The following is a 21,918-nucleotide window of genomic DNA, read 5'->3' as shown; positions in this document are numbered from 1 at the left end:
TAATTCTTAGTCTGCCTCCCCAATCACGACGTCTGAAAAAGACACGTTCGATTGACTGGGGGCTTTCATGACAATCTTTTCGTTCCGGCGCCGTGCGCCTGTCGGCGCGCGCCGGTCTACACGGACCCGCATGCTTGTCGCCGGCCTGTTGGCCGGTACCGCATCCGTGGGTCTGTTCGCCGGACTTTCGCAAGCCGTAGCCGCTGACGGCATCGGCCTGCACATTCCGGCCTTCGTCGAAGAGCAATTCGGCGTCGGGGCCTATGCTGCTGCATCGAAGAATGCGTCCCCGTCGGGTCTCGGAGGCCTTGCCGCATTTGCTGTCGGTCCTTTCGCGACAGGAACGTCCGGTGCAACAGTCGCCTCGTTCCAGACGGACGAATACAATCGCTCCTGGTTTCTCGGGAAGATCAACGCCGCGGACGCCTATGCCATGGGCTTCACGGGCAAGGGTGTCGTCGTCGGCGTGATCGATACCGGACTCGATGTCGATCATCCGGAATTCGCCGGGCGCGTCTCGCCCCTGCTGCGCTCCTTCGCGGCCAATGAGCCTCCCGGCTTCATGACCGATCTCGAAGAGAACGGACAGATTGCGGGGCATGGGACGCACGTGGCCGGCATCATCGGCGCCGCGCGCAACGGCGTTGGGACGCAAGGCGTCGCGTACAATGCAACGATCCTTCCCCTGCGCGCCGTCGAAGTCGCAACGAACAGAGCGGATGAGGATCCGACGCTCGCCGCGCTCTACTATGCTGCTGCAAACGGCGCGCAGGTCGTCAACGGAAGCTATGGCCCGAATCCTCTTCCTCCACTCATGCTCCAGGATGCATCCGGCAATTACTATCGGAATCCCAACCATGTGGTGATGGCCGACAAGGTGATCGTCGGCCCGATCCTGCAACCTGAATACGATGCTGTGAAAGCCGCAGCGAATGCGGATATCGTGCTCGTCTTCTCGGCCGGAAATGCCTATGGCGATCAGCCCATCGCGGCGTCCAGCCCGGACGGAATCGCTTTCTTCCCCTATATCCGCCCCGAAAACACGCAGGCCGGTGCCTATAAGTTTCTCGTAGATGGCAATCCCACGGATCCTTCCACCTACGTCTATGCGGATCCCAATGATCCCGCCTACGCAAATCTCGATTTCTCCGATCTCCAGGGAGCTCTGATCGCCGTCGTCGCGACCGACCGCAATAATCAGATTTCAAGCTACAGCAACCGTTGCGGCGTGACGTTCCTCTGGTGCCTGGCTGCACCAGGCGGCGATCACGACCAGACCGGCCTGAACAAGGAATATTACGAGATCCTCTCGACCTATCCGTTCAGCACCTATCAGACGATGGTCGGTACATCGATGGCTGCTCCCGTGGTGGCTGGCGCTGCGGCCGTTCTGCGGGAAGCCTTCCCGTACATGACGGCGCGCCAGATCATCGAGGTGATGCTGACCACGACCGACAATATCGGCCCGAAGGAGATTTACGGTCGCGGCCTTCTCAACCTCGGCCGGGCTGCGAGGGGACCCAAGGAATTCGGCGCGGAAGGCTTCGCCCCGGTTTTCGACGTGAATACGAAAGGCTACGACTCAGTCTGGTCCAACGACATCGTCGGCACCGGCGGTCTCATCAAGCGGGGAGACGGCAACCTCGTTCTGACCGGCGCAAACACCTATGAAGGCGGCACCAACGTTCTCGGCGGCATTCTCACCCTCAACGGCTCGGTTGCATCCGCCATGGAGATCGGGTCATCGGCGACCTTACGGGGAACCGGCGTCATCCAGGCGCCACTGACCCTCGCCGGCACGCTCGAGCCGGGTGCTGCGGCAGGCGGCTCCTTCGGAACGCTGACGGTGACCGGCAACGCCACGCTGCTACCAACCTCGACCTATCGGGTCGACGCGAATGCACAGGGACAGCATGACCGTCTCGTTGTCGGCGGAACGACGACCCTTTCCGGCGGCGCCCTGGAGGTGGTGCTGGTGAACGGCCGAGCTCCCGTGGACACCGCGATGGAAATCATCTCCTCGGAGGGTGGCGCAACGGGGCTGTTCGGCACGGTGCGCTCCAACAGCGTATCGGCCTTCCTCGATCCTCGGCTGCACTATTCAGGCAACAGCGTGACCGTGAGCTTCGAGCGTAATGACACGTCTTTCGCCAGCACAGAGTCGAACCCGGATGCGAAGGACGTGGCCGCGTCCATCGAAGCGCTCGGTCCGCACAACCGTCTGGTCGAGGCAATTTTGGCACTCGATGCAGCGTCAGCGGATCAGGCCATCGACCTCCTGTCCGGTGAAGCCCACGCATCTGCGGTCGCTGCCGCCTATGGCGACAGCCGCCTGGTTCAGGACGCCCTGCTCAACCGCCTGAGAGCCCCGCTCGTCTCCCGCCCGACGACACAAGTCCCGGCGGCCTACGCAGCGGACAAGCCGGGACGTCCGGCGCCGGTCGCCAGCGTGCCCTATCCTTCACTCGATCAGCGCCGCTTCGCGCTATGGGGCGAAGGCTTCGGCTCCTGGGGCCGGATCGGCTCGACGGCAAGCACGGCAGGGCTGGAATCGTCCACGGGCGGTTTCATTCTCGGCGCCGACGCTCGCCTGACGGACGGCATCCGCCTCGGCCTCGCCGGCGGCTACACCCGCACCTCGTTCGATGTCGATTCACTCCTGTCCTCGGGGTCCAACGAGAGCGTTTTCGGTGCCCTCTACGGATCAGCAACTTGGGGCGCGTTCACGTTGCGCCTCGGCGCATCCTATGCGGGGCATGACATCGATACCCAGCGTACAATCACGTTCCCCGGCTTCGCCGACGCGACGAGCGCGTCCTATAACGGCTCAACTTTGCAGGCCTTCGGCGAGGCGGGCTATCGCTTTGCCTTCGCCGGAGCCGAGATCGAGCCGTTCCTGGGCGCCTCGGTTCTGCGGCTGCACACCGACAATTTCGTCGAGAGCGGCGGCGCTGCGGCCTTGGTCGGTTACGCACGAACCTATAACCTCGGTACTACGACCCTCGGCGTGCGGGCCGAGGCGCGGCTGAGCGAAGAGGTCCCGCTGATCTTCAAGGGACTGATCGGCTGGCGTCATGCCTTCGGAGACGTGGAGCCGGAAGCGCTTCTGGCCTTCCGTGACGGGGCGTCCGCCTTCACCGTTTCGGGCACGCCGTTGGACAAGAATGCCCTGATCGCGGAGGCAGGGCTGGAATGGCAGCCGTCCGAAGCGATCACGCTCGGCGTCTCCTATAGCGGCCAGATCGGCCACCGGGCCCAGGAACATACGGTCAAGGGCAACTTCGTCTGGAAGTTCGAGACGCGCTGACGACCTCGTCCCTGGGGCCGGCGACGTCCTTCGGCTGCTTATCGATCGAGCCCATCGGCGATGCCCCTGCATTGCCGATGGGTTTTTTGTTTATGCAGGATGCAATCGCCGCGTCCGATCCATGCGCTCATGGTCCCTCCATCACATTTTGGCCGCCAAGAGAACCATCATGGCTTTCCAGGGTTGGCTCGACGTCAACACGCCCAAGGGAGGAGAGCACCATGGCCAAGAAATCGGCAGGTTCCGGACACGACCAAGGATCGTCGGCGGACGATCGGTCCCTGACAAATCGACAGGGCCATCCGATCACCAACAACCAGTCCCAGAGGACCGTCGGCAGTCGCGGCCCGGCGACTCTGGAAAACTATCAGTTCCTGGAGAAGATTACCCATTTCGACCGCGAACGCATTCCGGAACGGGTCGTCCATGCCCGCGGCTTCGTCTGCTATGGGGAGCTGGAAGCGACCGGAAAGATCGGCGATGAGCCGGCCTCCAAATATACACGCGCCAAACTGTTCCAGCAGGCTGGGAAGAAGACGCCCCTGGCGATCCGCTTCTCGACCGTAATCGGCGGGCGGGACTCCTCTGAAGTCGCCCGGGACCCCCGCGGCTTCGCGGTGAAGTTCTACACCGAGGACGGCAATTGGGACCTCGTCGGCAATAATCTGGCCGTGTTCTTCATTCGGGATGCCATCAAGTTTCCGGACGTGATCCACTCCCTCAAGCCCGATCCCGTGACCTTCCGCCAGGAGCCGAACCGGATCTTCGACTTCATGAGTCAGACACCGGAATCCATGCACATGCTGACCCATCTGTTCAGCCCGCGCGGCATTCCGGCGAACTACCGGCACATGGAGGGATTTGGGGTCAACACCTACAAGATGGTCAACGCCAAGGGCGAGACGGTTCTCGTCAAGTATCACTTCCATCCCCGTTGCGGCGTCGCCAGCCTGACCGCAGACGAGGCTGCGAAGGTCCAGGGCCAGGATCTCGGATCCGCATCGAAGGATCTCTTCGAGGCCATCGAGCGCGGCGAATATCCGCAATGGGATATTTACGTTCAGATCATGGAGGATCACGACCATCCTGAGCTCGACTGGGACCCGCTCGATGACACGAAAGTCTGGCCCGAAAAGGATTTTCCCCTTCGGCATATCGGCGTCATGACTCTCAATCGAAACGTCGATGACCACTTCAACGAGAACGAGCAGATCGCCATGGGAACCGGCGTTCTCGTGGACGGCCTGGACTTCTCGGACGACAAGATGCTGGTCGGCCGGACCTTCTCCTATTCCGATACGCAGCGCTATCGCGTGGGCACGAACTACCTGCAGCTGCCCGTCAATCAGGCCAAGAACGCCAAAGTGGCGACCAATCTGAACGGCGGTCAGATGGCGTATCGCCGGGACCTGGCGCCGGGGCAGAACCCGCATGTGAACTATGAGCCGTCCATCCACGACGGTCTTCACGAGGCTCCGCACGAGCAACCGAACAATCCTCCGGAGGTTCGTGGGCGGCTGACACGCAGCGTCATCGATCGCCGCAACGACTATCTTCATGCGCGCGGCCGCTACTGCACCATGATGGATTGGGAGCGCGACGACCTCGTTCACAACATGGGAACCTTGCTCGGTCAGTGCGAGCGCGACGTCCAGGAGCGCATGGTCTGGCACCTGCTGATGGTCCATGACGATTACGGCACGCGGGTCGGCCAGATGCTTGGTCTCAAGGCGGACGACGTGCGTCACCTGAAGCCATTGCCCAAGCAGGTTCTGACGAAGGACGAAGAGCATCGCCTGCAGAATCTCGGCCGCAACGGAGACAAGATCGATCCGGCTGCGTGGGGACAATGGACGAGTTCGGTCAAGAACCACAGGGCGACGGTCGACGAGGTCCTCAGCGGCATGAAGGACGCCTCAGAGACACGTTCGATCGAAGAGGCCGCCGAATAGCATCCGGCGTTCTCGCAACCTGGGGCGGCCGGGATCTGCCGCCCCATTACTCCGTCGACGCTACTTCTGCGGAAAAGAACTCAGCCCACAGCCCGTGTCGGCTCGAACATGTCGAGCGTATGGACCAATTCGCGGGCGGGTTTGGGACGCCCGAAATAATAGCCCTGTACCTCAGTGCAGCCGGCCGCACGCAGCTGAATGAGCTGGTCTTCGGTCTCCACGCCTTCGGCCACGGTGCTCATGCCGAGATTGGCGCCCAATCCCGCAATCGACTGGACGATCGCCAAGCAATCTGCCCGCGACGACAGTCCCTGAACGAAGGACTGATCGATCTTGATCTTGTCGAAGGGGAAGCTCCGGAGATAACTCAGCGAGGAATAGCCGGTGCCGAAATCATCCATGGCGATGCGAACCCCGAGCTTGCGCAGCTGATGCAGAGTGGCAAGCGTCGCATCGTTGTCTTGCAACAGCACCGACTCGGTAATCTCGACCTCGAGCCTGCTCGGACAGAGATTTGATGCGGTGAGAGCGTTCTTCACGCATTGCACGAGGTTCTTGTTGCGGAACTGCACAGGCGACAGGTTGACGGCGACTTTCATGGACGCTGGCCATTTGGCTGCTTCCTGGCAGGCCTCCTGGATGACCCATTCGCCCAGCGGAGAGATCAACCCGATATCCTCCGCAATGGGTATGAATTCACCCGGGGACACGATGCCACGCTCGGGATGACGCCAGCGCAGCAGAGCCTCGTAACCCGTGATCACCTTCTTTCGAATATCGACCTGCGGTTGATAGAAGAGCTCGAACTCTCCGTTCACCAAAGCCTTGCGCAGATCGACTTCGAGCACGCGCCGGGCCTGAAGTTGCTCGTCCATCTCCGGCTCGAAGAACCGGAAGGTGCCGCGCCCTCCGGATTTGGCGCGATAGAGAGCCAGGTCCGCATGCTTGAGAAGCTGATCCGGTGTCGGACTCCCTTCCGCCGCAAACGCGATTCCGATGCTGGTGCCGATGACGATTTCCTGGCCTTCGATGTCATAGGGCGCGCCGAGAGACTCGACGATCCGCATGGCCAATACGGCGGCGTCGTGCGGCTCCTGGATCGACAGCTGCAACACCGCGAATTCGTCGCCGCCGAGGCGGGCGACGACGTCCTCCTCGCCCACGCAAGCCAGAAGGCGTTGCGCGACGAGCTTGAGCAGGGCGTCCCCGGTCTCGTGGCCGAGCGTATCGTTGACGTCCTTGAACCGATCTAGATCAAGGCAGAGAACCGCGACGCGCGAATCATGCCGATGCGCGTGGACGAGCGAGCGCTCCATCTGCTCGCGGAACAGAACCCTGTTGGCGAGATCCGTCAGTGCATCATGGTGGGCCATGTAGGCGATCTGCGTCTCGGCCTGGCGGCGCTCGGTGATGTCCTCGTAGGTCGCGACCCAACCGCCGTCGCTCATCGGCTGATGGGAGACTGCGATGGTCTTGCCGCCGGGTTGGCCTTGGATGAAGGTGGCGCTGCGCCGGTTCTGGATCAGCTCCTGCTGCTCCGCACAGATCTGACGCAGGGCAGCCGCCCCTTCCCGACCACGGGCGTCCGCATATGCAATCAGCTCGCCGAGAGTAGCTCCCGGCTGCACTGAACTCTCCAGCTCGAAGAGTTCCGCGAAGCGGGCGTTGAACACGATGATATGGCCGGTGCTGTCCACCATGCACAGGCCGTGAGACATGTTGTTGAGCGCTGCATTGAAGCGCTCGTTTTGCGTCCGGAGCTCGATCTCCTGGATCTGCAGGACGCCGTTTTGATGCTGAAGCTCTGCATAGGCATTGCCGAGGGCTTTGTTGGCCTTCTTCAGCTCCTCGGAGGTCTTTTGCAGATTGTCGGCCAGGAAGCGCAGATCGTGATGCGCCCGTGTCAGCAGGCGATTATGCCAGCCGAGAAGGCCGAGCAGGATGAAGCCGCAGACGATGAGACCGGCAGCGAGGCTTGAGAACAGCCAGTGCAGGCGAATGAGTTCGTGCTGATCTTCCGTGACCCGCTGCGCCCCATAATGGTTCGCCGCGGAGGCCAAGGCCGTGACTTTCGTCTCGAGAGGCCGGAGAAGCACTAGCACCTTGCGGGCATTCCCAGGCTGGTCGAGGTTCTGGATCAATGGCTGGGCAGCCGCCAGTGCATCGCCGAGCTGCTCGACGGTGGTCTGGCGCTCGGGATCCCTGGAAATGAAGTCCTGAAACTCGCCATCGTGGAGCAGCTTCGCTCGGCTGACCAGGATATCGAAGCGCAGCTCTACCTCGCTCCTGTCGACGCCGCCGTCAGGCGCACTGAAGGCGCTCAACCTTTGCTCAAGGCGCGTGAACTCGGAAACCGCCTGGCTTGCGAGCCAGGACGTATTGTAGCGGGAGACTTGCTTGAGCGCTTCCTGTCGCTCTACCACCAGGCTCGAAATATAGGCGGCTGAGAGAAGGAAGCAGCCGATGACGATGGCGAGTATCGCCTTGAGAATTCGTAACGACAGCGACGGTCCGTCGAAATTCATCGGATGCGTCCGTCTCCGTACTTACTTGACGATGATTTTTGCAACCTGCCAGACGGCACGGCCGTAGTAGGTCTGGCTCTTAAGTTCGGGCATGCTGTCGAACGGATAGATGATAAAGAGCGGACCCTTATCCTTGACAGGCATGTATTCGCCGTTGCGCTTGAGGGCGAGGATGACGTTGTACTTCGCAAAATCCGAGATCGGGATCTCACTGCTGTAATCGTTGAGTGCGACGACCGCTGCGCGCTCTCCCGAGGCACCGACCAGCTTCATCAGCTTGTCGAGGGAAACGCCCTCGAACTTGACCGGCCCGGTGTACCAGGGCGTGCTCGTCTCGACGGTGACGAGGCCAAGCGCCTCGAGCATCGGACGGTCGAACTGGGCTTCGCCGTCCTTGTTAGTGACCTCGATCTTTCCGGAGATTGTCAGGATCGGCTTTTCGGTCGGAGCCGCGAGCGGGCCGGCGACGGCAAGGCTTGCAAAAGCCAGGACCAAAAGGCCCGCCAGGAATCCGATGATATTTTGTTTCATTGTTATGGCAGGCATTTATTCCCCCATTTCTGGTCTTTGACCAGATATGCAACTCTTTAAATCGGCATAAATCTGCAATAAAGCTTCGATACCAATTTTGATAGCAACAAAAAGAGGTTATAGCTAGCTCCGAGTGCCGCATATCACTTACGTATTATTTCATGCTACGTTAGGAGATTAGCCCGCTGCTTACAAATCTGGACTTATAGGCAAATCATGAACTTTCACTCCCGCGAGTTGAAGCCGCCGCGCCTTTGCAACGAAGCATTGGAGCAGCCTCTGGACGAGGCAGAGCGGACCGCCATGATTACCGCAGCGGCTCAGAAGCTGGAGGAGCTTTTCGACATCCTCCGGATCGATCATCAGAACGATCACAATACCCGCGAGACACCGATGCGCGTCGCCAAGATGTTCGTCGAGGAAATCCTTGAGGGCCGCTTTACGGCTCCGCCGCGGATCACCGAATTCGATAACGTGCAAGCCTACGATCAGCTGATCGTCACGGGACCGATCGAGGTCCGGTCCATGTGCGCACATCACCTCATGCCGATCTACGGCCACGCCTATATCGGGATTCTCCCGGCCTCCGACGGCAAGATCATCGGCCTGTCGAAGTATGACCGGATCGTGGAGCACTTCACGGCGCGTCTGCAGATCCAGGAAGAAATGGTCAAGCAGATCGGCCAGTACATCCTCGATATGACCCGGCCCCGCGGCCTCGCCGTGCGCATCAGCGCCGTCCATATGTGCAAGACCCAGCGCGGCGTGAAGGCCACCCGCCGCAGCCGCATGATCAATACTTATTATTGGGGCGAACTCTCGACCAATGCCGAGTTGAAGCGCGAGTTCATCGACGAGTGCACCGCCCTCGACCGGGGTTGCGTGGACTAGGCCCATCGACAGTGAAATAGAGACCAGCCCGCATGAACGTTCCCGTTGCGATGACCACCCTTGAGCCCGGTCCGAAGGCCGCGACCCGGGAGATCTACCGCTCGACGAAGACCTACGATCACAACGAAGGTCTGTCCTGCTGCTTCCGGCAGTGGCGGGCCAGCCATTCGCATTGCCGCCTGATCCATGGCTACGCCCTGGCGTTCCGGCTGGTCTTCGCAACCCACGAACTCGACGAGCGCAACTGGTGCTTCGACTTCGGCGGCCTGAAGCCCATCAAGGCATGGCTGAAGCACATGTTCGATCACACGATGCTCGTGGCCGAGGACGATCCGGAACTGCCGCGGTTCGAAGCCATGCATCGCGACGATCTCATCGACCTGCGCGTCCTTCCCTCGGTTGGCTGCGAAGCAACCGCGAAATATGTCTTCGATTATGTCGCAGCCTATGCGCACCGGGAAACCGATGGCCGCGTCTGGCTCGAAAGCGTCGAGGTGAAGGAGCACAGCGGGAACTCGGCGATCTATTCCCGCTGACGAAGCGCAAAGCTTATGGGGCCGGGATCGCCGTGTCTGCGGTGATTTCCGGCCTTTCCTTTAGCGTCCCGTGGCGAAGGAGTAGGACGCGGTCAGACCGAAGCCCAGCTGGTTCTCTGACCCGAAGCGCTTGACGATCGGGCTGTCGGCCGCATCGCTCACGAGACGCTTGTAGGTGACGAAGGCGGTCGTCGACCATTGATCGGACCAGGAATAGGTCACGCCGGCCGTGGCGCCGACCGAGGTCAGGCCGCCGGACGGCCGATAGGGAGTGACTTGGCCGTTGAGAGCGGCCTCGAGCGGCGTCACACCGAAATAGGTCTGCGTGAAACTACTGTCGCCCAGTCCAAGACGCGGGCCGACCGAGAAGGTCAGCGCACCGAAGGTCTGCACGAGATCGAGGCCCAGATCCGCCACGAAGCCGTGATGCCCGTTCACGCCATGCCGAAGCTCGGCGCGGGCACGCAGGAAGGCGAGCGGCCAATATTCCACGAAAACGCCCGGCTCAACCGCCCAGTTGATCTTGTCGAGGCCGAACAGGCGGCGATCGTCGCTGAGATAACGCCCGCCCTGGAAACGCCCCACGACACCGACGCGGATCGCCGAATCCTCGAGGAACGAGAAGCTCAGGCCATCATCGGGCGCGCTGAAGCGCTCCGGCGTCCCGGCCCGGCGGAAGCTCAAGGACGGATAGCCGATCACACTGTACTTGTCCGCACCCGGATAGGTCGGCCCCACCCTGAGGTTACCCTTCAGCGTCACGATCCAGCCCTCAGGCACGAAAGGCACCGGCGAGAACAGATCGGCCGCCTTGGCCGGCACGGCAGCGAAGCCTGCGACAAGGGCGGAGGCGACGACAAGGGAATTCACAAAACGCATGAGGCTTCCTAGGACTTCAAGGAACGACCCTCCTGGCTGCGCTTTCGGCGAAGGTCAAGCTGGTCTGGCAAAGAGCGTTACCATAGGGAAAATGGATAAGCGACCGAGCCTCGGCGGGAAATCACCAGCTTCGGGCACTTCCCGCGCCCGTGTGCTCATGCGGAAACAGGTCTACACTGTTGCCTTCGCCGGCGCTTTCGGAGGCGATCGCACTTGTCCGGCATTGGAAAGTCGCCATGGACGACCGATCGGCACCGCTCGACGCATCTGCCTCACAGCCTTTGCCCGTGAGCGGCCTATCCTCGCTGCAGACCCTGCAGCAATGGTCCCGGCCCTTCCTGGTGGCGGCGCCCGCCCTGGGCCTCCTTCTGGGCGGGATCCTTTACGGAGCGGGCTTGTCCCGCTGGGCGGGCTGGACCTGGGCCATCGCGACTGTTCCGGTCCTGGCGGCTCTCCTCGTCGAAATCTCTCTCAGTCTGCGTCGAGGCGATGTCGGACTCGATATCGTGGCGGCGCTGTCCATGGCGGGCGCGCTCGCGCTTGGCGAATATCTCGCAGGCGCGGTGGTCGCGCTCATGTATGCGGGCGGTCAATATCTCGAGAACTTTGCCGAACGGCGTGCCACCCGCGACATGACGGCCCTGCTGTCCCGCGTGCCGCAAACGGCCCTGCGCGACCGGGAGGGCCGCCTTGAAGAGATCCCGCTGGCGGCGGTTGAGCCCGGAGACAGGCTTCTGGTGCGCCGGGGAGAAATCGTTCCCGTCGATGGCACAACCGCAGACGGAATTGCGGTCCTCGACCAAGCCGCGCTGACGGGAGAATCGATTCCTGTACAGGTGACACAGGGAGAGGCCGTCCTGAGCGGCTCGATGAATGCAGGCGACGCCTTCACCATGGTGGCGACCCGCATGGCCGCCGAAAGCACTTATGCAGGCATCGTGCGCCTCGTCGCACAGGCGCAGCAGTCGAAAGCGCCGATGGCCCGGATGGCCGACCGGTTCGCGATCGTGTTCCTCGCCGCGACCGTTGCGATGGCTGGCGGCGCCTGGCTCTGGACGGGCGACCCCGTCCGCGCTCTCGCTGTCCTGGTCGTGGCAACGCCCTGCCCTCTCATCCTGGCCGTGCCGGTCGCCATCGTCGCAGGCGTCTCCCGTGCCGCAAAGGCCGGCATCCTCGTCAAGGGCGGCAAGGCGCTTGAAGCCATGGCGCGGGTGCGTAGCCTCGTCCTCGACAAGACCGGGACCCTGACTCATGGCGAGGCGCGGGTGACGGAGATCCGTCCGGTCGGGACGCTGTCGCCGGAACGCCTCCTCGCCCTCGCCGCCTCCCTCGACCAGGCCTCGAACCATGTGATCGCCAAAGCTCTCGTCCGAGAGGCGCGAGAGCGCGGCCTGGAACTGGTTGCCCCCACAGCCGTCACAGAGAGTCCAGGCGAAGGCTTGACCGGCACCGTCGAGGGACATGCTCTGGTCGTCGGCGGCCCCCGCTTCGTGGTGCAACGTGTTCTCGGCGCGGAGGCAGCACTGCATCGGGGTCCGCGGGAACCGGGTTCGGTGCGGGTGGCCGTCGCGATGGATGGTCAGTTCGCCGGAACGCTCACCTTGGCCGATGGCCTGCGGGCCGGCACGGCGCGACTTCTCGATGAGCTGAGGACATCGGGAATCGGTCGCATCGTTCTGGCGACGGGAGACCGACGGGATGTCGCAGAGGCGGTCACCGCCGGCCTGCCCATCGACGCAACCCATGCGGAACTGACGCCCGGCGAGAAAATCGCCGTGGTTCAGGCGGAGAGGCCTTTCGGACCGGTGATGATGATCGGCGACGGGATCAACGACGCACCGGCTCTCGCGGCGGCCGATCTCGGGGTCGCCATGGGGGCGAAGGGGGCGGCGGCCTCTGCGGACGCCGCCGACGTCGTTCTACTCGTCGACAGGCTCGACCGCATCGCCACCGGCCTGCGCATCGCGCAACGGTCCCGGGCCATCGCACTCCAGAGCGTCTATGCGGGAATCGGCCTGTCCTTCCTCGGGATGATTGCTGCCGCGTTCGGCTATCTGGCTCCCGTCGAGGGAGCCGTGGTCCAGGAGGCGATCGACGTGGCGGTCATCCTGAATGCCCTGCGCGCCCTGCATGGAAGGGCGGAGTCCTCGTCCTCCGTTGCTTCGCAGGCTCCTGGCCCTGTGGAGGAGAAGCCGCTATAGCCACGCCGTCAGCATGAGGGGGCAACGGCATGAACTACGGCATCGGCGTGATGGGGCTTGGCATCATGGGACGCCGCCTGATCGCGAGTTTCGAGACGAATCCCGATTTCAGGATCGTCGCCGGATATGATCCCGCCCCTGTCGAGAGTGCCGTTCCCCGTGCGGCGAGCGTCCAGGAACTCGTCGACAACCCTGCCATCGATGCCGTCTACATCGCATCGCCGCCGGCGACGCACGAAGCGCTCGTCGCAGCGGTGGCACATGCCGGAAAGGCCCTGTTGTGCGAAAAGCCCCTGGCGGCATCGCCGGAGGCGGCCCGTGCCTGTGTTTCCGCCGTGCGTCGCTCAGGCATCCGCGCCGCGGTGAACTTTCCGTTCGCGAGCGCTCCCGCCACGATCCGGTTGCAGGAGATCGTCGCTAGCGGTGCGCTGGGCGAGGAACTGTCCGCCCATCTGACGGTCCGCTTCAAGACCTGGCCGCGCGGCTGGCAGCATGGCGCGGCCGGCTGGCTCGCGGGGCCTGAGCAGGGTGGGTTCACCCGCGAGGTCATCTCGCACGTGGTCTTCCTGGCGCTGCGCCTGTTCGGCCCGGGACGGGTCGTTGCGCGCGAGGTGGAACGGGGCCCGGCGGGCACCGAGACCCGTCTTCATGCGGTTTTGCAATTCGCCGCCTGCCGGATGACCATCGACGGCGCCGTGGAAGGCGAGATCGACGATTTCAATCGTTTCGAAATCTCCGGTTCGAAGAACAAGGCCGTGCTCAGCGACTGGTATCGCCTGCAATATGACGGCGAGGAAATTCCGCCGGCCCGGGCGGACGCCTATCAGATCGCGGAATTCGGCAAGCTCGTTCGCGGTCAGCCGAACCGGCTCGCAACCTTCGAGGAGGCCGCGGCCGTCGTCGACATCATCGAGGGGATCCTGGCGGAATGATCCGGCGTCGGCTCACCAGCCGCGCTGGCGCTTGACCATTTCCTTCTGCATCTGCTTCTGCGCCTTCCAGTAATCCTTCTCGGCGTCCCGCTGCATCCGGTAATAATCCCGGATGCGCTCCTTCCGGCTGGTGGAGTTGCGATACTGCTCCCAATCATAGTGACGATTGTGGACGTATTCGTCGTCATCCGCGAAGAGTTCGAGGAAGCCCATTTGGATGGGCTGCACGAGAGAGGTTTGCGGCTCCAGAGATGTGAGCGGCATAGCTGCTGCATCATTGCCGATCACCGGCATCATGAAACCGGCTACGAGTGCAATGGCAAGAAAGGCGCGTCCCGTCATCGTCTTGTCCTTTCTCGCCATCATTGCTTCTCCAGGATTTGGGACAGCTCGGGCGAGAGCCAGCGCATTCGCCTAACCTTACCGCTGTCGTCCCGCTCGAACCGGACCGGCGTCAGGGATTCATCGCCGGCCATGGCCAGAACCGTCGCATATTCGCCTGTTGGAGCCAGATGCGCCTCGAAGAGATCTTTTTCGCGCGGATTAAGTGTCAGCGTCGCGTCCGTCTCCTCGAGCCTGAGCTGCAACTTGTCGCCCACGACGCTCACCGTGACATCGCCGAGGATCGGCGAGTTGTAAGTTCCGGCGAACGTGGCGAGATCCTGCGGCACAGCGACAGCCTTGGCGCCGCTCTTCTTCGCCTGTTCCTCCGTCTCCCGCTTGCGGTTCGTCTCGAAGGCAAGCGCAATGTTGTCGACGGTCGCGTTTCCGAGGATCCGATCGTAGAGCCATTGCGCCGCCGCATCGGGGAAGCCGGTATTCTGCAGGTTGGTGAGAATGACGATCCCGACGCCGCGATCGGGCAGGAAACCCGCATGGGCGCCGAAGCCCATCGTGCCGCCGTTGTGCCATATGATACGCCCGTTCGGTGTCGCGCTCACGACCCATCCCACCGCGTAGGAGGAGCGCTCGCTGAGCGGCACCCGCGGCGTCCAGGTCACGTCGAGGTTCTTCTCGGAGACGATGATGCGGTCCTCGAACTGACCGCGACCAAGCTGCAGACGCAGCCATTGCGCCATGTCGGGAATGTTGGAGTTGAGATTGCCCGCCGGGCCGACCGAATAGGGAAAGGACGGGTGGAACGGCACGGCGACCGGATCGGGCTTGTCCGCCCGGTGTCCCGTCGCATGGTCAGGCGCCTGCGTAATGGCCTCTGCGGTGGCCGTGGTCGACGTCATGTGCAGGGGATCGAGAACGCCGGCCTTCACCACATCGAACCAGGAGGACGCGCCCGCCTTGCGCGCCAGGATTTCCCCGGCGGCCAGATGCGTGATGTTGGTGTAGCTGAAGTCGGACCGGAAGGAGGCCGTGATCGGCGCCTCCCGCAGGGAGCGGATGAGCGTCGCCTTGTCGTAGCCCAACATGGCGAGGGCGTCGTTCGCATAAGGCGTCAGACCGCTGCGCTGGGCCGTCAGATCGAGCACGCGGAACTCGCGTCCGATCCATGGATCGCTGAGCTGAAATTCCGGCATTACGTCGGAGACCCGATCGGTCCAGGCCAGCCTTCCCGCATCCACGGCCTGCGCCAAGGTGGTGCTCAGGAAGGCTTTCGTGGTCGAGCCGATCTGGAAGATCGTCTCGGGCCGCACCGGATCGGGCTTGCCCCGCTCCCTGACGCCGAACCCCTTGCTATAGATCAGCTTGTCGTCGACGACGATGCCGATGGCCGCGCCCGGAACCTGAAAACTTTTCATGCCGGTCTGAAACGAGGTCTCGAACTCCGGAAGCAGCGCTTCGATGCGCTTGCGCAGAGCCTCGGCATCGGGCTGCGGATCTGCGGCCCGTGCGAGCCCACCCTGCAGCATCAGCGTCGCCGCCACGGCGACAGCACCCATCGATCGATGAATCGACATCACAGACTCCGTCATCTCGAAGCTTGGCAATATGGCGCGCGATGGTGACAGACTTGAGAACGGCATTCAATCCTATGCCAGCCACGCTCTTATTCTTAACCGATCACATCTTGAGGAAAGCCTGGGCGGTCGCCTCGTCGAGATGCGCGGCGGCCATGATGCGACGGGCCAGCTCCGCCGCCATCGGGCGCAGGCGGCCCTGCGGACGGTCGAGCCAATAGGCGACCGGATTGAGCACCGTTCGCGCATCGACGGGCACGAGGCGGCCCGTGCCCAGCGCCTCTCCGGCCAGTGGCGGCCGCGCGAGGGCAAGGCCGAGGCCATGAGCCGCCGCGTCGAGCACGAGATTGTAGTCCTCGAACCGGCGATCCTGCGGCCGTGGACGATAATCGATCCCTTGCGCCGCGAACCAGGCGCGCCAGCCGGAAGTGTCGGAATCGTGCACGAGGGGATGGGCCAGGAGCCGCTCAGGCGGCCCATCGACGATTCCCGTCGCGAGAAGGGGCGAAGCGACCGGATAGCAATATTCCTCGAACAGCCGCACCGAGTGGCGGCCGGGGAGTGCGCCGCGGCCGCAGCGGATCGCGAGATCGATGCCTTCCGCCTCCAGATCGCTGTTGCGATGCTCGATGACGAACTCGATCCGCAGGGGCGGATTCGCCTCCTCGAAAGCCTTGAGGCGCGGCATCAGCCAGAGGCTGCTCACCGAGGGAATCGATGTCAGGCGCACGATGGCGGCTCCGCGCCGTTCCAGCCAGCGATCGGAACTGTCGGCGATCAGCGCAAAGGCTTCGCTCGTGCGCTGATGGAGCCGCTGCCCGTGCGGAGTCAGCGCAACCCCACGAGCCTGCCGGTCGAACAGCTTTTCACCCAGCCAATGCTCGAGCTTGGCGACCTGACGGCTGACAGCGCCATGGGTGATGTTGAGCGATCCGGCCGCCGCCGAGAAGCTTCCCAGGCGCGCCGCGGCCTCGAAGGCGCGCAGGGCATCCAGGGGCGGCAGGGGCGGCGAGCTGTGATCCATATGCACAGCTCACTCTCGAATTGTTCGCTTGTCAACGGGCTGGCCATCGCGGATTTTCCTGCCGGCCACATTCCCGAAGAACCTACTGCCGAGAACACGCCATGACCACCGCTGCCGTCTGTGAGCCTACGAGACGATCCCTGGATGGGGTGACCGCCTCCGCCGTCATCGTGACGATCCTGGCCTGGGCTTCGGCGTTTCCGGCAATCCGGGCGGGCCTGCAGGCTTTTGGCCCGGTTGAACTTGGAGCCCTGCGCTTCGCCATCGCAGGCCTGCCCGCCGCGATCTTTCTTGTCGTTACCCGACCGGCCTGGCCGACATTGTCCGATTTCCTCCGCCTCGCCACGGGCGGCGTCCTGTTCGTCGGGCTCTATACGGCCCTTCTCAACATGGGCGAGATGACGGTTTCGGCGGGGGCCGCGAGCTTCATCATCAACGTCAACCCGATCATCACCGCCGGCCTCGCCATGATGGTGCTGGGCGAGCGCTTCGGCCTGCGCGCCTGGGCTGGAACGGCTCTGTCGTTCCTCGGCATCGGCTTGATCGCCCTCGGCGAAGGCCAGGGTCTGCGCCTCGACACGGGAGCCTTGCTCATCCTGGGCGCGGCCTTCTGCACGTCGATCTCCACGGTCGTGCAGAAACCGCTCTTTTCCCGTCACCGGCCGCTGACCGTCTCCGCCTGGAACATGGTGCTCGGCGCCCTGGTCCTGGCGCCGTGGCTGCCCCAAGGCGTGACCGAGTGGTCTCAGGCCTCGCCCACGGGCACATTCGCCGTCGTCTATCTCGGCCTCGTTCCGAGCCTCATCGCCTACGGCACCTGGGCCATCGCCCTGTCCCGGCTCCCGGCGAGCCGCGCCTCGAACTTCATGTATTGCGTGCCGCCGGTCGCCACGCTCCTCGGCTTCCTGTGGCTCAGCGAGGTGCCGACCGCGCTCGGCGCGGTCGGCGGGGCCATGGCCCTCCTTGGCGTCGCCGTCGTCAATTGGCGGCGATAGGACCGGCTTCCGGGGCAGGAGTTTGAAGGCGCCTTAAAGCGGCTTCAGACCCGCCTCGATCTGCGCCCGGCGCGGCTCCAGGAACGGCGGCAGCGCGAGACGCTCGCCGAGGGTTTCCATCGGCTCGTCCGTGGCGAAGCCCGGCCCGTCGGTCGCGATCTCGAACAGAATCCCGTTCGGCTCGCGGAAGTAGAGGCTGCGGAAATAGTACCGATCCACCGGCCCGCTGGACGGTGCGCGCATGGCCTGGAGACGCTGCGCAGCATCCTGATAGGTCTCGTCGTTCGGCGTCCTGAAAGCGACATGGTGCACGCCGCCCGCGCCTGGCTGGGCCGGAGGCAGATGCGGCTCGACCGCCACGTGAAGCTCCGCGGCAGGACCGCCCTCGCCCATCTCGAAGACATGGACCGGGTTATCGCCGCGGCGGTAATCCCGCGCCGCACGCATGTCCATGCCGGCGGTCAGGACCAGCGCCGTCCGCTCGATCGCCGGGACGCTGATGGTGATCGGACCGAGCCCGCGGATCTGATGTTCCGCCGGCACCGGACCGCGCGTCCACGGATGCGATACGTCTCCCTTGCCGCCATCGTCGACGAGGCCGAGGCGCTGACCTTCCGGATCCTCGAAATCGATCCACAGACGGCCGTCCCGCTCGATGATCCCGCTATGGGCGATGCGGTGTGCGTCGAAACGGTCCTTCCACCAGGCAAGGGTCTTCTCGCCCGTGACGCGCAGGGCCGTATGGACGATGCTGTGGGTGCCGCGACGCTCGCGCTCCACGGGCCAGTCGAAGAAGGTGATGTCCGAGCCGGGCGAGGCCTGGCCGTCGCCATAGAACAGGTGATAGGCGCTGACGTCGTCCTGGTTGACGGTCTTCTTCACGAGCCGCATACCCAGTGCCTGGGTGTAAAAGTCGTGGTTGCCCTTGGCATCCGCCGTGACGGCGGTGAGGTGATGAATTCCGGTGAGTTTCATGGGGACTCTCCAATGATTGGCTGCCCCTAAGATAGGATTGCTTTTGCGCAAACACGACGCCCATGATGACAAATCGTGTTTGCGTTTATGCAGATTTCTGCGCCGGAGGTTCAGGCTTCCTTCTTGAAGACGTCATCATAGGCAAAGAGCCCGATGCTCCCGCCGGTATGCCAGAAAAGGATCCTGTCCTTAGGGCCGAACCGCCCCTCCCTGACGAGGGCGATCAGGCCGGCCATGGCTTTTCCCGTATAGACCGGATCGAGGAGGAGGCCCTCCGCGCGAGCCGTCAGCCGGACCGCCTCCGCCATGGCATCGGTAGGCTGACCATATCCCGGGCCGACGAAACGGTCGTCGATGAGGATCTCTGGCAAGCGGCCGCCGCCCCACAGCTCGGCGGACTTTTCGACGAGATCCTGGACCCGTTGCAGGGCGGCTTCGCGTGCACGGCTTACGCTGATCCCGACGATTCGCAGATCAGGTTCGCGGGCTGCAAAGCCGAGGGCCAGGCCGGCATGGGTACCACCGCTTCCCGTCGCCAACACCACATGACTGAACGAGACACCGAGCGCCGCCGCCTGCTCGTGCGCCTCGGCGGCGGCGTCTATGTAGGCTCTCGCGCCAATCGCGTTCGAGCCCCCGACGGGAATGACATAGGGACGCCGTCCCTCGGCGGTGCAGCCTGCGGCGATGTCCGCCATGACCGTGTCCGGATCGGCATTTCCGTCGAAGAACCGGATATCGGCGCCGAACAGGCGGTCGAGGAGCAGATTGGCGCTGCCGTGATAGGTGCTGCTCCGCCCAGGTACGGAATCGGTCAGAACGAGGATGCAGCGCAGACCGAGCCGTGCCGCCGCCGCTGCACTCTGGCGCGCGTGGTTGGACTGGATGCCTCCGGCCGTGATGATGGTGTCGGCACCGGTTTCAAGGGCATCAGCCATCAGATATTCGAGCTTGCGGGCCTTGTTGCCGCCGCCCGCAAGCCCGGTGCAATCGTCGCGCTTCACCCAGATTTCCGGACCGCCGAGGGCGCGCGTCAGAGCCGGGAGAGGTTCGAGGGGGGTCGGAAGGCTCGCGAGCGACAGCTTGTGCGGCTCGGAGGGGGAGAAATCGCTCATGGCCAAGTCCTTCGCCTTTGGTTCTTTGCCTTTCAACACACCTTCGGTCACGCCGCCTTGGCGCGCAGATCCTCCGGCGTGACGCTATCGGGAATCGGGCAGACATAGGCCCGCCCGCCCGTCCGGTCGCGCAGCTCCGCCTTGGCGCGGGCGATGAGGTCCGGGTTGCGCAGGCAATCGGCGGCGGTGGCCGCCATGGCCTTGGCGGCCAGCACCATGCCCTTGTGCGCAGCAGGCAGGTTGCCCTGCGCCACGAGCTGCCAGGTATGGAACGGCGTGCCGATGGCGAAGCACGCGGCATGACACTGGACGGTCGGCACGATCCAGCTCACGTCGCCCACATCGGTCGTGCCCATCATGACCTCCTCCCGGGCCGGCATGGCGAGCACCCCGTCGTGAAGGATCTTGGTCCGCAGCGACAGATCGTGCGGCTTCACGCTCGCCAGGATGTCCTCCTCCGTGAGCGCCGCCTTGCGCAGTTTTTCTGCGAAAGCGTGGTCGGCGTCGTCGAAGGCCGGCGGGCCGAGACGGCGCATGTTCTCGTACATGGCTTCCTGCAAGGCCTTGTTGGGCACGACGTTCGAGGTCGCATCGGTGATCTGCACGCTGAACGTGGTCTCCGTCATCAGCGCGGCGCCCTCGGCGATCTTCTTCACGCGCTCGAACAGGCGCTCCGCGTCCGGAAGATGTGGCGAACGCACGAGATAGAGCGACTCGGCATAGGCCTGCACCACGTTCGGCGCGTTGCCGCCGGTATTGGTGGTGGCATAATGAACGCGCGCATCGGACGGCATATGCTCACGCATATAGTTCACGCCCACATTCATCAGTTCCACCGCATCGAGGGCGCTGCGGCCCACATGGGGCGCCGCCGCGGCATGTGCGGCGCGGCCCCTGAAGCGGAAATAGGCCTGGATGCACGCGAGCGAAGATGTGGTCTGCACTTCGTTGACGACGCTCGGATGCCAGCAGAAGGCGGCATCGAGATCATCGAACAGACCCGAACGTGCCATGAAGGTCTTGCCTGAGCCGCTCTCCTCGGCCGGGCAGCCGTAATAGCGCACCGTGCCGGCGATTCCCTCACCCTCCAGTGCATCCTTCAGGGCGACGGCCGCGAGCGCCGAGCCCGAGCCCAGGAGGTTGTGGCCGCAGCCGTGGCCGGGCTGTCCGGCCTGTGTCGGCTTGTGGGCGGTGACAGCGGATTCCTGCGCGAGATCCGGCAGGGCGTCGAACTCGCCGAGTATGCCGACGACAGGACCGCCCTGTCCCCATTCGGCGATGAAGGCCGTCGCGATGCCGCCAACCGCCCGGTGAATCTGAAAACCCTCGGCCTCCAGCATGGCGATCTGCTCCGCGACCGAACGATGTTCCTCGAAGGCGAGCTCCGGCATCGCCCAGATGCGATCGCTCGAATCGCAGAAGGCTTGCGCCTTGGCATCGACCAAACGGGCGATCTCTTCGAGGCTCAGGCGGTCATTTTGCATGGCGTTTATCCTTAAGGCGTTGTTGTTCGTTCAGGCGGCGAGGTCGTCGCCGGTGAGACGGTCGATCTTGCCGCCGTGCAGGCGAAACACGATGTCCTGCGGCTCGGATTGATGGAGAGCAGCCTCCAGGTCGAGACCGGCATAGGTGCCGCGCAGGATCTTGCCGAGAAGACCATGGGCGACGGCGATGGTCGGCTGTGTCACGGTTTGAAGCCATGCGCTGGCGCGCCGCCTGATATCCTCCGCGCTCTCGCCATCGGGCGAGCGGAAATTCCAGTCGCGATCCGTCGCGCCGACGAGACAGGCGGGCCAGCCCGCCTCGATCTCGGCGCGGGTCATGCCATCCCACGAGCCCATGGTGAGCTCGGCTAGCCGCGGATCGGTCTCGATGGGCAGGTCCAGCGCCTCGCTGACGAAACCCGCCGTCTGGCGCGCCCGCCCGAGCGGGCTCGAAACGAGACGGAAGGCGGGCCGAGGTCCAAGTTCACGGAGCAGAATCGAGGCCATCAGGGCAGCCTGTTTCCGTCCCTTCTCGGTCAGGGGCGAGTCGCGGTGGCCCTGGAGCCTTCCGACCCGGTTCCACTCGGTTTCGCCATGACGGAGGAAATACAAAGGGGGCATGATGGGAGGCATGATGCGTCCTTCTAGAACAGGACAC

General features: G+C 63.7%; 17 protein-coding genes. 7 read left to right on the top strand and 10 right to left on the bottom strand.

Annotated elements, in window-relative coordinates:
- The first annotated feature begins 67 nt into the window (after positions 1-67).
- Both K9B37_RS24815 and K9B37_RS12950 read left to right on the top strand, forming a co-directional pair.
- Positions 68-3,307, top strand: coding sequence for an autotransporter serine protease (locus tag K9B37_RS24815; RefSeq protein ID WP_305072159.1), 3,240 nt, complete (start codon positions 68-70; stop codon positions 3,305-3,307).
- A gap of 221 nt (positions 3,308-3,528) precedes the next feature.
- A complete protein-coding gene (locus K9B37_RS12950) occupies positions 3,529-5,259 on the top strand; it encodes a catalase (RefSeq protein ID WP_305072158.1) in 1,731 nt (576 codons plus the stop codon).
- An 80-nt stretch (positions 5,260-5,339) separates the two neighbouring features.
- On the opposite strand, the gene K9B37_RS12945 is transcribed toward K9B37_RS12950, so the two are convergent.
- Both K9B37_RS12945 and K9B37_RS12940 read right to left on the bottom strand, forming a co-directional pair.
- Positions 5,340-7,784 carry a putative bifunctional diguanylate cyclase/phosphodiesterase gene (locus tag K9B37_RS12945; RefSeq protein ID WP_224313492.1) on the bottom strand — a complete coding sequence of 815 codons (2,445 nt, stop codon included), beginning with the start codon at positions 7,782-7,784 and terminating at the stop codon, positions 5,340-5,342.
- 21 nt (positions 7,785-7,805) lie between these two features.
- Positions 7,806-8,330, bottom strand: coding sequence for a putative pterin-binding protein (locus K9B37_RS12940; protein WP_224313491.1), 525 nt, complete (start codon positions 8,328-8,330; stop codon positions 7,806-7,808).
- Between the two features lie 201 nt (positions 8,331-8,531).
- Here K9B37_RS12940 and folE point away from each other — a divergent pair, with 201 nt between their 5' ends.
- On the top strand, positions 8,532-9,206 hold the full coding sequence (folE, locus tag K9B37_RS12935) for a GTP cyclohydrolase I (RefSeq protein ID WP_224313490.1): 675 nt from the start codon (positions 8,532-8,534) through the stop codon (positions 9,204-9,206).
- A 32-nt stretch (positions 9,207-9,238) separates the two neighbouring features.
- On the top strand, positions 9,239-9,742 hold the full coding sequence (locus tag K9B37_RS12930) for a 6-pyruvoyl trahydropterin synthase family protein (protein ID WP_224313489.1): 504 nt from the start codon (positions 9,239-9,241) through the stop codon (positions 9,740-9,742).
- A 60-nt stretch (positions 9,743-9,802) separates the two neighbouring features.
- On the opposite strand, the gene K9B37_RS12925 is transcribed toward K9B37_RS12930, so the two are convergent.
- On the bottom strand, positions 9,803-10,621 hold the full coding sequence (locus tag K9B37_RS12925; RefSeq protein WP_224313488.1) for a MipA/OmpV family protein: 819 nt from the start codon (positions 10,619-10,621) through the stop codon (positions 9,803-9,805).
- A gap of 236 nt (positions 10,622-10,857) precedes the next feature.
- Here K9B37_RS12925 and K9B37_RS12920 point away from each other — a divergent pair, with 236 nt between their 5' ends.
- Both K9B37_RS12920 and K9B37_RS12915 read left to right on the top strand, forming a co-directional pair.
- Positions 10,858-12,822 (top strand): heavy metal translocating P-type ATPase, encoded by a 1,965-nt coding sequence (locus K9B37_RS12920; protein WP_224313487.1) that lies wholly within the window; start codon positions 10,858-10,860, stop codon positions 12,820-12,822.
- 29 nt (positions 12,823-12,851) lie between these two features.
- The gene (locus tag K9B37_RS12915) at positions 12,852-13,754 is read left to right on the top strand and encodes a Gfo/Idh/MocA family protein (protein ID WP_224313486.1); all 903 of its coding nucleotides are present in this window, start codon (positions 12,852-12,854) and stop codon (positions 13,752-13,754) included.
- 12 nt (positions 13,755-13,766) lie between these two features.
- Here the strand turns inward: K9B37_RS12915 and K9B37_RS12910 are convergent, their stop codons facing one another.
- The 3 genes from K9B37_RS12910 to K9B37_RS12900 form a co-directional block, all read right to left on the bottom strand.
- A complete protein-coding gene (locus tag K9B37_RS12910) occupies positions 13,767-14,120 on the bottom strand; it encodes a hypothetical protein (protein ID WP_224313485.1) in 354 nt (117 codons plus the stop codon).
- Complete coding sequence (locus K9B37_RS12905; RefSeq protein ID WP_224313484.1) at positions 14,117-15,667, bottom strand: serine hydrolase; 1,551 nt, start codon at positions 15,665-15,667, stop codon at positions 14,117-14,119. Before K9B37_RS12905 ends, K9B37_RS12910 begins: the two co-directional genes overlap by 4 nt.
- A gap of 103 nt (positions 15,668-15,770) precedes the next feature.
- A complete protein-coding gene (locus tag K9B37_RS12900; RefSeq protein WP_224313483.1) occupies positions 15,771-16,691 on the bottom strand; it encodes a LysR substrate-binding domain-containing protein in 921 nt (306 codons plus the stop codon).
- 101 nt (positions 16,692-16,792) lie between these two features.
- Here K9B37_RS12900 and K9B37_RS12895 point away from each other — a divergent pair, with 101 nt between their 5' ends.
- Positions 16,793-17,686 carry a DMT family transporter gene (locus tag K9B37_RS12895; RefSeq protein ID WP_224313482.1) on the top strand — a complete coding sequence of 298 codons (894 nt, stop codon included), beginning with the start codon at positions 16,793-16,795 and terminating at the stop codon, positions 17,684-17,686.
- A 33-nt stretch (positions 17,687-17,719) separates the two neighbouring features.
- On the opposite strand, the gene K9B37_RS12890 is transcribed toward K9B37_RS12895, so the two are convergent.
- From K9B37_RS12890 to K9B37_RS12875, 4 genes are all read right to left on the bottom strand, one after another.
- A complete protein-coding gene (locus K9B37_RS12890) occupies positions 17,720-18,661 on the bottom strand; it encodes a ring-cleaving dioxygenase (RefSeq protein ID WP_224313481.1) in 942 nt (313 codons plus the stop codon).
- A 110-nt stretch (positions 18,662-18,771) separates the two neighbouring features.
- Positions 18,772-19,776: a D-cysteine desulfhydrase family protein gene (locus K9B37_RS12885; protein ID WP_224313480.1), complete on the bottom strand. Its 1,005-nt coding sequence runs from the start codon at positions 19,774-19,776 to the stop codon at positions 18,772-18,774.
- Positions 19,777-19,823: 47 nt separating this feature from the next.
- Positions 19,824-21,260 (bottom strand): M20 family metallopeptidase, encoded by a 1,437-nt coding sequence (locus tag K9B37_RS12880; RefSeq protein ID WP_224313479.1) that lies wholly within the window; start codon positions 21,258-21,260, stop codon positions 19,824-19,826.
- A 30-nt stretch (positions 21,261-21,290) separates the two neighbouring features.
- Positions 21,291-21,893: a histidine phosphatase family protein gene (locus tag K9B37_RS12875; RefSeq protein ID WP_224313478.1), complete on the bottom strand. Its 603-nt coding sequence runs from the start codon at positions 21,891-21,893 to the stop codon at positions 21,291-21,293.
- Positions 21,894-21,918: the final 25 nt, after the last annotated feature.

The organism is Microvirga puerhi, assembly GCF_020089865.1.
GTDB classification, from domain to species: Bacteria; Pseudomonadota; Alphaproteobacteria; order Rhizobiales; family Beijerinckiaceae; genus Microvirga; species Microvirga puerhi.
Note: the sequence above shows the minus strand (reverse complement) of the source record. Positions and strands in the feature narration are given on the sequence as shown.

Excerpts from the sequence above, each read along its gene's own strand:
- K9B37_RS12925 (WP_224313488.1), bottom strand. The coding sequence starts at position 10,621 with ATGCGTTTTGTGAATTCCCTTGTCGTCGCCTCCGCCCTTGTCGCAGGC.
- K9B37_RS12880 (WP_224313479.1), bottom strand. The coding sequence starts at position 21,260 with ATGCAAAATGACCGCCTGAGCCTCGAAGAGATCGCCCGTTTGGTCGAT.
- K9B37_RS12920 (WP_224313487.1), top strand. The coding sequence starts at position 10,858 with ATGGACGACCGATCGGCACCGCTCGACGCATCTGCCTCACAGCCTTTG.
- K9B37_RS12930 (WP_224313489.1), top strand. The coding sequence starts at position 9,239 with ATGAACGTTCCCGTTGCGATGACCACCCTTGAGCCCGGTCCGAAGGCC.
- K9B37_RS12900 (WP_224313483.1), bottom strand. The coding sequence starts at position 16,691 with ATGGATCACAGCTCGCCGCCCCTGCCGCCCCTGGATGCCCTGCGCGCC.
- K9B37_RS12875 (WP_224313478.1), bottom strand. The coding sequence starts at position 21,893 with ATGCCTCCCATCATGCCCCCTTTGTATTTCCTCCGTCATGGCGAAACC.
- K9B37_RS12915 (WP_224313486.1), top strand. The coding sequence starts at position 12,852 with ATGAACTACGGCATCGGCGTGATGGGGCTTGGCATCATGGGACGCCGC.
- K9B37_RS12910 (WP_224313485.1), bottom strand. The coding sequence starts at position 14,120 with ATGATGGCGAGAAAGGACAAGACGATGACGGGACGCGCCTTTCTTGCC.
- folE (WP_224313490.1), top strand. The coding sequence starts at position 8,532 with ATGAACTTTCACTCCCGCGAGTTGAAGCCGCCGCGCCTTTGCAACGAA.
- K9B37_RS12945 (WP_224313492.1), bottom strand. The coding sequence starts at position 7,784 with ATGAATTTCGACGGACCGTCGCTGTCGTTACGAATTCTCAAGGCGATA.
- K9B37_RS12950 (WP_305072158.1), top strand. The coding sequence starts at position 3,529 with ATGGCCAAGAAATCGGCAGGTTCCGGACACGACCAAGGATCGTCGGCG.
- K9B37_RS12940 (WP_224313491.1), bottom strand. The coding sequence starts at position 8,330 with ATGCCTGCCATAACAATGAAACAAAATATCATCGGATTCCTGGCGGGC.
- K9B37_RS12905 (WP_224313484.1), bottom strand. The coding sequence starts at position 15,667 with ATGTCGATTCATCGATCGATGGGTGCTGTCGCCGTGGCGGCGACGCTG.
- K9B37_RS12895 (WP_224313482.1), top strand. The coding sequence starts at position 16,793 with ATGACCACCGCTGCCGTCTGTGAGCCTACGAGACGATCCCTGGATGGG.
- K9B37_RS12890 (WP_224313481.1), bottom strand. The coding sequence starts at position 18,661 with ATGAAACTCACCGGAATTCATCACCTCACCGCCGTCACGGCGGATGCC.
- K9B37_RS12885 (WP_224313480.1), bottom strand. The coding sequence starts at position 19,776 with ATGAGCGATTTCTCCCCCTCCGAGCCGCACAAGCTGTCGCTCGCGAGC.
- K9B37_RS24815 (WP_305072159.1), top strand. The coding sequence starts at position 68 with ATGACAATCTTTTCGTTCCGGCGCCGTGCGCCTGTCGGCGCGCGCCGG.